The sequence below is a fragment of the Tabrizicola sp. genome (genome assembly GCF_022842145.1).
Taxonomy (GTDB): domain Bacteria; phylum Pseudomonadota; class Alphaproteobacteria; order Rhodobacterales; family Rhodobacteraceae; genus Tabrizicola.
In genome coordinates this window covers 24018-36473 of the sequence record NZ_JALHQD010000003.1, presented here as the reverse complement: position 1 = coordinate 36473, position 12456 = coordinate 24018, and the positions used below count along the sequence as shown (strand labels likewise).

Below are 12456 nucleotides of genomic sequence, written 5' to 3'. Positions count from 1 at the left end.
CAGCTATATCGCAGCCAACGCGCAAGGGGAGAGCAAAGGTGAAACTCTGGGTCGGCCTCGGCAATCCCGGCGCGAAATACGCGGGCAACCGGCACAACATCGGCTTCATGGCGCTGGACCGCATCGCCGCCGACCACGGCTTCACCCCCTGGCGCAAGGCATTCCAGGGCCTTGTCTCCGAAGGCCGCCTCGGCGCTGAGAAGGTGGCACTCCTCAAGCCCGAGACCTTCATGAACCTCTCCGGCCAGTCGGTCCAGGGCGCCGTCGCCTTCTGGAAACTGCCCCTCGCCGACCTCACCGTCTTCCATGACGAGCTTGACCTCGCCCCCGGAAAACTGCGCCTGAAACAGGGCGGCGGGCACGCCGGCCACAATGGGCTCCGCTCGATCCACGGCCATCTGGGCGAGGCCTACGCCCGCGTCCGCCTTGGCATCGGCCACCCCGGCCACAAGGACGCCGTGGCCTCCTACGTGCTGCACGACTTTGCCAAGGCCGACCAGGATTGGCTCGAAGACCTCCTCCGCGGCATTTCCGAAGGGGCCGAGGTCCTTGCGGCAGGCGATGGACAGAAGTTCATGAACGCCGTGGCTCTGCGCACCGCCCCGCCCCGATCCTCGACCACGAAGGACAAGGCCGAGGCCCCGGTCCCCGAGGCCCCGGTCTTCGAGGCCAAGCCGGTGGAGGACGCCCGCTCTCCCATGCAGAAACTTCTCGACAAGTTCCGGTGAACGCCATCCGGCAGACCTTCCGCCAACAGGCCGAGGACTGCGCCGCGATGGGTTCGCCGCTGATGGCGCGGCTGATGTCCGGTCTGGCCGACCGGCTGCAACCCGGACACCCCGTCGCCGACCATATCCTCGGCCTTCAGGGCCACCAGACCACCCGCGCTTATGCCCTGCCGCTGCGGCTGGCCGGGGGGCTCCATGCTCTCGTCCTGGCCGGGCAGGACGCTGACCTCGGCCGGGCCTACGCCGACCCGGCGGCCGACGTAACCGAAGCCGCCCTGGCCGCGATCCGCGCGCATCCCGCCTTTCTCCTTGATTGGCTCTCCTCGCCGCCCCAGACCAACGAGGTCCGCCGCTCCGCCCCGCTGATCGCGGCCGCCCACTGGCTGACGGCCCGGTTCCGCCGTCCCCTCGCCCTCTCCGAACTCGGCGCAAGCGTGGGACTGAACCTGCTCTGGGACCACTACGCCCTGTCCATCGGCGGCAGGACCTTCGGCCCCGCCGACCCCGCCCTGGTGCTTGCACCGGACTGGACCGGTCCACCGCCGCCCGCTGCATCCCCGATCCTTTTCGAGCGCCGGGGCGTGGACCTGAACCCGCTTGATCCCGTGACAGACGCTTTGCGCATCATGGCCTACATCTGGCCCGACCAGCCCGAGCGCCTGGCCCGCACGCGCATGGCCCTGGACCTTGCCGCCCGGCTCCGCCCGCAGGTGGACCGGGCCGATGCTGCCGACTGGCTGGAAACCCGATTTGTCCCCCGGACGGACGGCGCCCTCCACCTCGTGGTCCACACCGTCGCCTGGCAATACTTCCCACCCGCAACCCAGGCCCGGGCCCTTGCTGCGATGCAGGATGCCAGCGCGGCCACCCCCATCGCCCGCCTGTCGATGGAGGCCGACGGCCTCTCCCCCGGCGCGGCCCTGACCCTGACCCTCTGGCCCGGCGACGAAGCCATTCCCCTTGGACGCGCCGACTTCCACGGCCGCTGGATCGACTGGATTGCCCCGCCTCCCTGATGCGCCACCAGAGCGGCGGCCGCGGCCCGAAAATGCCCTTTCACCTGGACCCAAATATCCCCGCCGGAGGCACGCCCGAGCCGGTTGCGCGCCCTTCGCGCGCAAATAGGCGAGACAAAGGGCTTGCGCGGAACGCGCTCAATCTGACTGGCGCCGCTCGCCGCGCGACACCAGACCCGCCAGCGCCCGGCTGACCAGCGACGACACTGCCGGCCGCTCCAGCGCGACGAAGGGCATCGGCCGGCACAATTCCATCGCCGCCACCCCCACCCGAGCCGTCAGCGCGCCGTTGACTACTCCCTCGCCGAACCGGCGCGAGAGCTTCGACAGCACCCCGCCGCCCGCCACCGAGCCGATCATGTCATCGGTCAGCGCCATTGCCCCCGCCGCCACCAGCGTGCCGAACACCCGTCGCAGCAGCTTCAAACTGCCGAAACTCCCCGACCGCCCGCCATAGATCTCGGCGATCCGCCGGATCATCCGCAGGTTGGCCACCGCCGCCGTCGCCACGTCGGCCAGGGCCAGCGGCACCAGCGCCGTCACCGTCGCCACCTGCCGTGCAGCAGCCTCGATCACCAGCCGCGCCTCGGCGTCGAGCGTGGTCAACAGCTCTCGCTCCGCCAGCGCCAGCAGGGCATCGGCATCCATCACCTCGCCTTCCCGCTCGGCCAGCCGCGCCCGGCCCCAGGCGGTATCGCCCCGCGCGGCGTAAAGCGACACCAGGCCTGAGACCACCCGCCGCGCCGCCTTCAGGTCCGCCGCAGCCCGCGCGTCCACCGCCCGCGCGCGCAAGCTGTCCAGCCGCCCCAGCCGCAGGAAGGCCCCCCATTCGCGCAGGGCCAGCACCAGCGCGGCCAGGACAGCGACCGCCACCAGCGCGAATGCGGCCCATCCCAGCACCACATTCCGCGCCAGGAGCCCCACAACGAAGTCATAGGCCGCGACCGACAGGGTGAAGGTGAACAATGCTCCGAAAGCCCAGACCGCGAACCGCCCCAGGGCCGATCCGCGCTTCTGGCTCAGCGCCGCCACCGCCTGCATCGCCTGTCCCTCGGGCAGGCTGTCCGGCACCGGCGGGGCAAGCGAGGGATCGACGACCTCCTCCATCTCCTGGGTGAAGGGCTTCGGCGGGCGGCTCACAACTGGTCTCCGATCAGGAATTCGACGGCACGGTCCAGCCGGATATGCGGCGGGCCTTCGCCGGGCCGCAGGGTCAGCCGGGCGGGGGCGAAGGTCATGAGGCTGTAGTCCGCGTCCAGCCAGGCCGTCGCCCCCTCACGCGCGGGGGACAACAGCCGCGACGGGTCGGACGGCAGGGCGCCGGGATACATCAGCGCGGGCTTGCCCGTCGATTGCAGCACCCCCCGCACTGCCGGAACCTCGACCCCGTCCCGCGTGACGACCTCCTCCACCGTGGCCCGCAGGGACGCCAGCGACATCGCCTCGGTCCTGGCGCCCGAGAAGTCGGCCCGCTGCCTGGCCTCGGCCAAGAGGCTGGCGGTGATCGCGGTCAGCGCGGGGTGCTGTTCGTGGTGCAGGTGGTCGGCCTTGGTGGCCGCAAAGAGGATGCGCTCCACGCGCCGCCCGCCGAAAATCCCGGAAAGCCAGGTGTTCCGCCCGGGCCGGAAGCTGGACAGGACCTCGGCCATCACCCGCCGCAGATCCTCGACCGCCCGGGGTCCCTGGTGGATCGCGCCCAGGACGTCGGCGAGCACGACCTGCCGGTCGATCTTGGCGAAATGGTCGCGGAAGAAGGGGCGCACGACCTTCGACTTGTAGGCCTCGTACCGCCGCTCCATCTCGCGCCAGAGGCTCGTCCGGCCGGTGCTGGCAGGCTTCGGCAGCGGGGCGAAGGTCAGCACGGGGGACCCGGCAAGGTCGCCCGGCAAGAGAAACCGGCCGGGCGTGACATCGACGCGGCCAAGATCCCGGGCGGCGGTCAGATAGGCAGTGAAGGTCTCGGCCAGTTGCCGGGCGCGGGCTTCGTCCAGCCTTAGTGCCCCATCCTCGGCGCGGGCTAGGGCAAGGTAGGGCGAGGCCTCGGGGCGTTTCTCGAGACGGGCGAGCGTGCTTTCCGACCACTCCTCGTAGCTGTGGTCGAGAAGCGACAGGTCCAGAAGCCATTCCCCGGGATAGTCGACGATGTCGAGGTGGAGCGTCCGGGGGCCGCGCCAGGAGGAGAGGATCCCGGCCGGCTGGACCCGGAACGAGAGGCGCAGTTCAGAGATCGCGCGGGTGGAGGCGGGCCAGCGGGGGCTGTCGCCGGTGATCGCGGCGAGGTGGGCCTCGTAATCGAAGCGCGGCAGCGTGACGTCGGGCTGGGGTTGCAGGTAGACTGCCTGGATGCGGCCCTGGGCCTGGGCGCGCAGCTGCGGCATCCGGCCCCGGTTCAAGAGGTTCGCGACCAGGGCGGTGATGAAGACGGTCTTGCCCGCGCGGGAAAGCCCGGTCACGCCCAGTCGGAGGGTGGTGTCGAAGAGGCTTTCCGAGAGCCCTGCCCCCACGCCTTCGATCCCGCGGGTGATCCCGTCCGTCAACCCGGAGAATGCCACGGTTCGTTCCTTTTCCTTCGCGGAGGTCAAGATAGGATGGGCCGGGCGGGAATGGAAGGCGGGTGGGGAGGGTGGGCAGTATTGCCCACCCTACTCCTGCCCTGTCCACGCCGGACGGCGGAAGCATGTCCAATCTTTTCATGGGCTTCCTTGTGGGGGTGCGGAAATTGGCAAGGATTGCGCGATGGCCCGCTTCCGGGGTAGGGAAGACCCATGCCCCGCTATGCCTTGCAGATCGAGTATGACGGCGGCCCCTTCGCGGGCTGGCAGCGGCAGGCGCAGGGCCTGGCCTCGGTGCAGGAGGCGGTGGAGCGGGCGCTTGGCAGGCTGGAGCCCGGCCCCCACACCATCGCCGCCGCCGGTCGGACCGACGCCGGGGTCCACGCCACGGCGCAGGTGGCCCATGTGGACCTTGCAAAGGACTGGGACCCGTTCCGGCTTGCCTCGGCGCTGAACGCGCATCTGCGGCCGGACCCGGTGGCGATCCTGGCCTGCGCGCGGGTGCCCGAGGACTTCCACGCCCGCTTCTCGGCCACCGGGCGGCGCTACACATTCCGGCTGGTCGCCCGCCGCGCGCCCGTCACGCATGACAGGGGCCTGATCTGGCAGGTGCTGAGCCCGCTGGACCTGGGCGCGATGCGGGAAGGCGCGGCCGAACTCATCGGACACCACGACTTCACCACCTTCCGGTCGACCCTCTGCCAGGCGAAAAGCCCGGTGAAGACCCTCGACCGGATCGAGATCGGCGAACACCCCTACCCCGGCGGCATCGAGTACCGCTTCGACCTGGCCGCGCGGTCGTTCCTGCACAACCAGGTGCGCTCCATCGTCGGGACTCTGGAACGGGTCGGAGCGGGGGCCTGGACGCCCGGCGACGTGCGCGCGGCGCTGGAGGCGCGGAACCGGGCGGCCTGCGGACCCGTCAGCCCGCCGCAGGGCTTGTATCTGGTGGGGGTGAGCTATCCGGTCGATCCCTTCGCGGGGTGACAGGCGCCGGGGGTTTCACACCCCCGGACCCCCGTGGGATATTTGGGCAAATGTGAAAGGGCCAGTCAGTTCAGGTCCTTCAAGAGCCGCCCATGCTTGCGCACCTCGGTCAGCACTGCGCCGAAGGTATCAAGGCCGCGGCCGGCCAGCATCGGCATCAGCTTCAGGAACGCATCCGCCGTGGCGATGGTGTCACCAAAGGCCGTGTGGCGGTCTTCCTCGGGAATGGTGATCCCAAGGCGATGGGTCAGCGCGTCCAGGCTGTGGACCTCGTGCTGGCCGTAGACCACGGCGGAGAGAAGCACGGTGTCCAGAACGGGCATGTCGAAGGTCAGGCCCAGCTGGCCTTCCAGGCGACGCAGAAATTCCATGTCGAAGGGCGCGTTGTGGGCGATCAGGACGGCGCCTTCCGCGAACTTGTGGAAGTGGCGGACAACGTCGGCCACCCCCGGCGCATCGGCGACCATCGCGTCGGTGATGCCATGCACCTCGGTCGAAACTGCCGGGATGGCGCGGCCGGGGTTCACCAGCGTGTCGAAGACCTCCCCTTCGACACGCCGCCCGTTGACGATGCGGACGGCGGCAAGCTGCACGATTTCGTCGCCCTGACGCGGATTGAGGCCCGTCGTCTCGCTGTCGAAGACCACGTAGGTCAACCGGTCAAGCCGCGTCTCGGCCAGCCTGTCGGTGCGGGCGGGCGAAAGGAGGTCGAAGTCGTAAACCACCTTGCGCGCAACGGGCTTCGGGCGGGCCACTGCGCGGCGGGCCTGGCGGATCGGCAGGCACAGGGCGGGGCGGCCGTCCGCCAGCATCTCGGGCCAGATCTCGGTGGCATGGGCGGCCAGAACCGTGCGGGCCGGGCGGTCGCTGTCGTCGGTGAGGGGGAAGGCCAGCCAGCCGTCCAACTCGCCCACGCCGACGCGCGGGCCGGTCCAGGACAGGCGGATGGTCGCGCCGGTGTCCTCTTCCTCGATGGTCAGGTGCAGGGGACTGCGGTCCGACAGATGGCGGGCGAGGTGCTCCAACAGCGTCAGGATCTCATAGCCGTTGCAGCGCAGGATCAGATCGGCGGTTTCGGTGGTGATCATGATGTCTTGTGCCCCCAGCCGGGCGGCAAGGCCCTGCGCGAGGTCGAAGGCCCGGGTCTGTGGCAGGGCACCGGCTTCGGACGCCGCCTCGTCCCGTGCGGCGCCGAAGCGGGTGACCGCCTGGCTCAGCCGCGCGACTTCGTCCTTCAGCGCGCCTTGCATCGGTGCGGGCAGGGCGTCGCCGGGCATCACCCCCACCAGGGTCGCCAAAGCCGCCGCGGGCCGGCGCAGGCTGTCGAGCGCGGCTTCCAGCATCGCCTCGCGCCGCGCATCCACCGCCATGTCGCCGGTGATGTCGCGCAGGGTCAGGACGTATCCTTGTGTGCCGCCGTCGCCCAGAAGCCGCATCCGGACGGCCAGCACGCGGGCGCCACTGGTGGTGGTGCACAGAAGATCGGACACCGCGTCCGGGTCGCCGGTCGCAATCAGGCGTTCATGGGCAAGCCGCAGCGGGGCGGCGTGCAGGTAGTCGAAGAGCTTGCGGTCAAGGCCCGCCTCAAGCCCCCGGTTGGTGCCGATGATGTCGGCGGCGGGGCCATTATAGAAGACCAGCGCGTGATCGGCGGAACACAGGACCACGCCGACCGGGACATCGGACAGCAGCGCCTCCAGCCGGGCCTTTTCCGAGCCCAGACGCAACGTCTCACGCGCGACGGCTTCGGCCAGGGCTGACCTTGTCTCGGACAGGCTTTGCGCGGCGGCCCGGGCGGCAGGGGCAAGGTCGCCGAGGTAGCGGGCGATGGCCGCGTCCATCTCGGCGGTGACGTCGGAGTGGGCCCGGGCGCGGAGAGCACCGGAGAGGGTCTCGATCGGCTTCGCGACGTTGAGGTCGAAAAGATACCACACGGCCGCGACCAGCCCCAGCGCGGCAAAGCCCGCCAGGACCCCGGCCTGGACAAAGCCCTGCCCGACGCCGGGCTGGCCGAGGCGGCTGTAGCCCAGCCAGAGACCAAGGCCCGTGGCGGCAAGGATCGCAGCCGCGAGGCCCGCGAAGATCAGGAAGACCCGCAGGCGAAGCGAAAGCCCGGTCAGCATCCGCTAAACTCCGGGTGCCAGAAGTCGCCGCACCTCGTCGCGCAGGTCCTTGAGCTCAAAGGGTTTCGAGATGAACCCGTCCGCCCCGAGAGCAAGGCCCTTGCGCCGTTCGATGGTGGATCCGCGCGCGGTCATCATCAGGACCTTCACGTCCGCCAGCGAGGGGTCGGTGCGGATGCCTTCGCAGATCTCGTAGCCCGAGACCTCGGGCAACATCACGTCCAGAAGGACAAGGTCGGGATGCGTGCTCCGGATACGCGGCAGAGCGTCGGCGCCGCTTGCCACGCGGTCGTGGTCATAGCCCTCGCGCGTCATCAGGTAGTCCAGTGCTACGGCGATGTTGTCCTCGTCCTCGACGACAAGGATACGCGGCTTGCGGTCCATCCCTAGCCCTCCTTGCAGGCGGCCTGTTGCAGGCCGTCGGGGGTTTCCAGCACCAGCCAGTCGGCGCCGGTCAGCGTGCCGCTTGCGTCGATCGCCATGCCCTCGGTCACCGGAACGCGGCGGTTGCCGGCACAATCGAAGACCATCAAAGCGGTCTGAGGGTTCTGATAGCGGGCAAAGCCGAAGACCGGAGCGACGATCAGTTCACCGCGCTGGGGGTGTCGGGCAAGCTTCGACCCGTCCAGAGCAGTGAAGCGGTTCACCAGGGGTGCGACATAGGTCCAGGGCCGAAGGGGCGAGGCGGTGGTTTCCTCGTTGGTCACCAGGAACTGGGTAGGCAATGCGCCAGAGACGCGGTCGAACCAGCTGTATTCCATCCAGATCGCGGTGACGATCAGGCCCAGGCCCGCCGAAACCGGCGTCAGCCAGCCGGGAATGGCGGCAAAGCGTTTGCGCAGCGCCCAGACCAGAAGGCCAAGCGTCAGGGCGACAAAGAACGAGCCGAGGAGTTCAAGTGCCATTTGGGTGTATCAACTCCTGGCGCCGCGGGACGATCCCACGGCGGATTGCATGGTGCGCACGACAACGAAGGCGTCGCGCAGGTGGCTCCGTTCGAAATCCGACAGTTCCGACGGCGCGATGAAGTTGTCAGGCTTCTCGCCCGCCTTCACCCGCCGCGCCTGATGTTCCAGACGTTTCTCGGCGATAAGGTCGTAGGCCTCGATCAGGTCGCGCGCGCCACTCGGGCTGATCACCCCAAGTTCGGCCGCAGCCTCCAGCCGGGCACGGGTGTTGACGGCAGGCGTCTCGCCGATCAACGCATAGACCCGGCCCAGGTCGACCACTGGCACGACGCCGTTCATCTTCAGGTCGATGTGGTTCTTGTGCTCGCCCGACCGGATCGTGGCAAAGCCGCGCAGCAGGCCAAGCGGCGGGTTGTGCTTGAGGCTGTTGGAAATCAGGTGCGCCACGAAGATCGAGTTCTTCGCGGCCATCTGCAGCACTTCGGCCTGAAGATCGCTGTACAGGCTGGCCGTCCCGCCGATGGGGCGCAGGTCGAACATGACCGACGCCAGCATCTGCGCCATCGGGTCGGGGGTCGTCACCCATTTCCGGAAATAGTCGCGCCAGACGGACAGCCGCTGGCACCACTGCGGGTTGGTGGCCATCATGTCGCCGGGGCAGTAGACGTAGCCGCAGGCGTTGAGACCATCGCTCACGATCCGGGCGAGCTTGGCGAAATAGGCCATGTCGGCCTCGGTTGCGGCATCGTCGATCATCAGGCAGTTGTCCTGGTCGCTGACCCCCGTCTGCTCCTGCCGGCCCTGCGACCCGCAGGCGAGCCACAGGTAAGGCACGGGGGCAGGTCCCAGTTCCGTTTCGGCCATCGCCAACAACCGCCGCGTCACCGTGTCGGCGATGTCGGTGATCAGCCGGGTGACGACCTCATGCGCCGACCCGCCGCCCACGAGTTGCACCAGAAGGCGCGGGATACGGGCGGTGTTTTCGGCCAGTTCCGCCACCGTCTGCGCCGTCGCCGCGTCTCGCACCAGCAGCGCCGAGGACACCGCCTGAAAGCGCACGAGGTCGGTCTGGGTGATCATGCCCACCAGCTTGCCGTCGTCGACCACGGGCAGGTGCCCGATCCGGTGTTCCAGCATCCGGTTCAGCACGTCCGAGCCAAGGCTGTCCGGTCCCAGCACCATCGGATTGGCGGCCATGACCGTGCTGACCGGGGCTGCGGGGTCCAACCCCTGCGCCAGCACCTTGTTCACAAAGTCCCGCGCGGTGACGATGCCGACCAGGCGGTCCCCTTCGGTGATCGCCAGGCACGAGATATGCGCATCCCGCATCTTCGCCGCCGCCTCGCGGATCGAGGTCTGGGGTGGCACCGCGATGGGTGCCCGCGCGATCAGGTCGCCGACCTTGCGGGTCGAGATGTCGGCCTCGCGGTTCTCGTGCTGGCGACCGCGATGGAAGAACCGTTCAAAAGCTGGATAAGTCGCGATCAGCCGCCGGAACTCGGACTCGGGCAGCATCAGGATCTCGGCGCCCTCGGTCGCCCGGGCGGTCGTCACCGCGATCCCGTCCCGCATCAGCCCGCGTTCGCCAAAGCTGTTGCGGGGACCCAGAAGCGAGACCAGTCCGCCCGAAGGCTCCAGAACCTCGACCGATCCGCCCAGGATCAGATAGATGCCCGTCATCGGCTGACCGGCCGAATAGATCACGGCGCCATCGTCGTAATGTCTGCGGCTGAAAGAGGCGGCGACCCGCGCCATCTCGTCCCGCGGCAGGCTGTCATAGGGGTGCACCGTCTCCAGGAAGGCCAGAAGCGTGGTGCTGTCCTGATCCATGATCCTGTTTCCGGTAAGGGAGGTGCGCCCCCGGGAATAGTCCCGGAGGCGCAGAGTGCTTAGTGAGCCGTTGCCTTGCCGGCGCCTTTCGGCACGCGGATCGACTGGATCAGGTCCTGCACTTCCTGCGGCGGAGCCTTCGTCATCGCCGACACGATGTAGGCCGTGGCGACGTTCAGGATCGCACCGATCGGGCCGAACGCTGCCGGCGAGATGCCGAACCAGTGGGCGTCAGGCGTGTTCGGGTACACGTTCGTGCCGGGGATGAAGAACCAGCCCAGGAACAGGAAGATGTAGACCGAGGTCGTGATCAGGCCGACGATCATGCCGGCAATCGCGCCTTCCTTGCCAACGCGGGTCGAGAAGATACCCATCATCAGCACCGGGAAGATCGTCGCGGCTGCCAGACCGAAGGCCAGCGCCACCACCTGCGCGGCAAAGCCGGGCGGGTTGTAGCCAAGCCAGGTCGCCAGCACGATGGCGAAGGCCATCGAGATCCGCGCGGCCAGAAGCTCGCCCTTTTCGCTGATGTTCGGGTTCAAGGCACCCTTGATCAGGTCGTGGCTGATGGCCGAAGAGATGGCCAACAGCAGGCCCGCAGCGGTCGACAGCGCGGCGGCAAGACCACCGGCGGCGACCAGGGCGATGACCCAACCCGGCAGAGCAGCGATCTCAGGGTTCGCAAGAACCATGATGTCGTTGTTGACCGTGGTCAGTTCGTTCCCGACGATGCCCTGTGCGGCCAGCGACTGACCACCCAGTTGTGCTTCGGCCAGAACCGCGTCGCGTGCGGTGGTGGCTTCGGCAACCGCGGCTTCCAGCGGCGCCTTGTCGGCGTCGGCGGCAGCATCGGCCAGTGCCTTGGTCGCAGCGGCCAGTGCGGTGTTCGCATCGACCAGCGGCTTCGGCTCGTTGAAGTACTGGATCATGCCGTCGCCGTTCTTGTCAGAGAACGCCAGAAGGCCGGTCTTTTCCCAGTTCCGGATCCAGGTGAGGTCCGGGTTGCTGTCGATCTCGGCGATCGAAAGCGCGGGCTTCGAGAAGGTCTCGCCGTCAATCGCACCCGGCCAGAAGGTGGTGGTGATGTTCAGACGCGCCATCGAACCCACGGCAGGAGCCACGGTGTAAAGCAGCGCGATGAAGACCAGCGCCCAGCCAGCCGAGATACGGGCGTCCGACACTTTCGGCACGGTGAAGAAGCGGATGATCACGTGCGGCAGACCCGCGGTCCCGATCATCAGCGACATCGTGACAAGGAACATGTTCAGCATGTTCGTGGTGTCGGCAGTATAGGCGGTGAAGCCAAGGTCGGTCACGACCTGGTCAAGCTTGTCCAGGAAGTAGGTCTCGCCACCGGTCGGCGCGTAGCCCCCGATGAACCCAAGCTGCGGCAGGAAATGCCCGGTCAGGTTCAGCGAGATGAAGATCGCCGGGATGGTGTAGGCGATGATCAGCACGATGTACTGCGCCACCTGGGTATAGGTGATGCCCTTCATGCCGCCGAACACAGCATAGGCGAACACCACGGCCGAACCGATCAGAAGGCCCGTCGTGGTCGACACTTCCAGGAAGCGCGCGAAGGTCACGCCGACGCCGACCATCTGCCCGATCACGTAGGTGATCGAGATAACCAGAAGGCAGACAACGGCGACCATGCGGGCCGTGGTCGAATAGAAGCGGTCGCCCACGAATTCCGGCACGGTGAACTTGCCGAACTTGCGCAGGTAAGGGGCCAGCAGAAGTGCCAGCAGCACGTAGCCGCCGGTCCAGCCCATCAGGAAGACCGAGTTGTTGTAGCCCCCGAAGGCGATGAGACCCGCCATCGAGATGAAGGACGCTGCCGACATCCAGTCGGCCGCCGTCGCCATGCCGTTCATGACCGGGGGAACACCCTGGCTGGCGGCATAGAATTCCGCCGTCGATCCGGCCCGTGCCCAGAACGCGATCCCGAAGTAGAGCGCGAAGGATGCCCCGATGACGATGAGGTTGAGAGTAAACTGATCCATCTGTCCCTGACCCCTTACTCTTCCACGCCGTGGGCGCGGTCGATCCCGTTCATGATCTTCGCGTAGACGAAGATCAGGATCAGGAACACGAAGATCGAGCCGTTCTGCGCGAACCAGAAGCCAAGGTCGGCGCCGCCGACATGGATCCCGGAAAGTGCCGGCCGAAGCAGGATGCCAAGCCCGAAGGAACAGACGAACCAGATGATCATCGAGATGGTGATGACCTTGATGTTCGCTGCCCAATAGGCGTTGGCAGAAGTTTTGTCTGCCATGAGGTGAACTCCCTTGTTTGTTTTCCGCACCCCT

The 12456-nt window shown here is 67.9% G+C and carries 11 protein-coding genes; 3 read left to right on the top strand and 8 right to left on the bottom strand.

Annotated elements, in window-relative coordinates; all coding sequences use genetic code 11:
* Positions 1-38: 38 nt before the first annotated feature.
* Positions 39-728 (top strand): aminoacyl-tRNA hydrolase, encoded by a 690-nt coding sequence (gene pth / locus Q0C42_RS08335; protein ID WP_295074373.1) that lies wholly within the window; start codon positions 39-41, stop codon positions 726-728.
* Positions 725-1744, top strand: coding sequence for a DUF2332 domain-containing protein (locus Q0C42_RS08330; protein WP_295074372.1), 1020 nt, complete (start codon positions 725-727; stop codon positions 1742-1744). The genes pth and Q0C42_RS08330 overlap by 4 nt, the downstream gene beginning before the upstream one ends.
* Positions 1745-1882: 138 nt before the next feature.
* Here the strand turns inward: Q0C42_RS08330 and Q0C42_RS08325 are convergent, their stop codons facing one another.
* Both Q0C42_RS08325 and Q0C42_RS08320 read right to left on the bottom strand, forming a co-directional pair.
* A complete protein-coding gene (locus Q0C42_RS08325; RefSeq protein WP_295074371.1) occupies positions 1883-2884 on the bottom strand; it encodes a YcjF family protein in 1002 nt (333 codons plus the stop codon).
* A complete protein-coding gene (locus Q0C42_RS08320; protein WP_295074370.1) occupies positions 2881-4296 on the bottom strand; it encodes a YcjX family protein in 1416 nt (471 codons plus the stop codon). Before Q0C42_RS08320 ends, Q0C42_RS08325 begins: the two co-directional genes overlap by 4 nt.
* Before the next feature lie 213 nt (positions 4297-4509).
* On the opposite strand from Q0C42_RS08320, the gene truA reads away from it, so the two are divergent.
* Positions 4510-5283, top strand: a complete 774-nt coding sequence (gene truA, locus Q0C42_RS08315; protein ID WP_295074369.1) for a tRNA pseudouridine(38-40) synthase TruA — start codon at positions 4510-4512, stop codon at positions 5281-5283.
* Between the two features lie 65 nt (positions 5284-5348).
* Here truA and Q0C42_RS08310 read toward each other — a convergent pair whose 3' ends face one another.
* The 6 genes from Q0C42_RS08310 to Q0C42_RS08285 are packed head-to-tail and all read right to left on the bottom strand — an operon-like array spanning position 5349 to position 12422.
* The gene (locus Q0C42_RS08310; protein ID WP_295074368.1) at positions 5349-7406 is read right to left on the bottom strand and encodes an exonuclease domain-containing protein; all 2058 of its coding nucleotides are present in this window, start codon (positions 7404-7406) and stop codon (positions 5349-5351) included.
* Positions 7407-7409: 3 nt separating this feature from the next.
* Entirely contained in the window at positions 7410-7790 is a 381-nt protein-coding gene (locus tag Q0C42_RS08305; protein WP_295074367.1) for a response regulator, read from the bottom strand.
* A 2-nt stretch (positions 7791-7792) separates the two neighbouring features.
* Positions 7793-8311 carry a hypothetical protein gene (locus Q0C42_RS08300; protein ID WP_295074366.1) on the bottom strand — a complete coding sequence of 173 codons (519 nt, stop codon included), beginning with the start codon at positions 8309-8311 and terminating at the stop codon, positions 7793-7795.
* A gap of 9 nt (positions 8312-8320) precedes the next feature.
* Positions 8321-10144, bottom strand: a complete 1824-nt coding sequence (locus Q0C42_RS08295) for a DUF294 nucleotidyltransferase-like domain-containing protein (RefSeq protein ID WP_295074365.1) — start codon at positions 10142-10144, stop codon at positions 8321-8323.
* Positions 10145-10203: 59 nt separating this feature from the next.
* Positions 10204-12150: a sodium:solute symporter family protein gene (locus Q0C42_RS08290; protein ID WP_295074364.1), complete on the bottom strand. Its 1947-nt coding sequence runs from the start codon at positions 12148-12150 to the stop codon at positions 10204-10206.
* Between the two features lie 14 nt (positions 12151-12164).
* On the bottom strand, positions 12165-12422 hold the full coding sequence (locus Q0C42_RS08285; protein ID WP_295074363.1) for a DUF4212 domain-containing protein: 258 nt from the start codon (positions 12420-12422) through the stop codon (positions 12165-12167).
* Positions 12423-12456: the final 34 nt, after the last annotated feature.

Coding starts and splice junctions, on each gene's coding strand:
- truA (WP_295074369.1), top strand. CDS start 4,510: ATGCCCCGCTATGCCTTGCAGATCGAGTATGACGGCGGCCCCTTCGCG.
- Q0C42_RS08310 (WP_295074368.1), bottom strand. CDS start 7,406: ATGCTGACCGGGCTTTCGCTTCGCCTGCGGGTCTTCCTGATCTTCGCG.
- Q0C42_RS08305 (WP_295074367.1), bottom strand. CDS start 7,790: ATGGACCGCAAGCCGCGTATCCTTGTCGTCGAGGACGAGGACAACATC.
- Q0C42_RS08300 (WP_295074366.1), bottom strand. CDS start 8,311: ATGGCACTTGAACTCCTCGGCTCGTTCTTTGTCGCCCTGACGCTTGGC.
- Q0C42_RS08295 (WP_295074365.1), bottom strand. CDS start 10,144: ATGGATCAGGACAGCACCACGCTTCTGGCCTTCCTGGAGACGGTGCAC.
- Q0C42_RS08290 (WP_295074364.1), bottom strand. CDS start 12,150: ATGGATCAGTTTACTCTCAACCTCATCGTCATCGGGGCATCCTTCGCG.
- Q0C42_RS08285 (WP_295074363.1), bottom strand. CDS start 12,422: ATGGCAGACAAAACTTCTGCCAACGCCTATTGGGCAGCGAACATCAAG.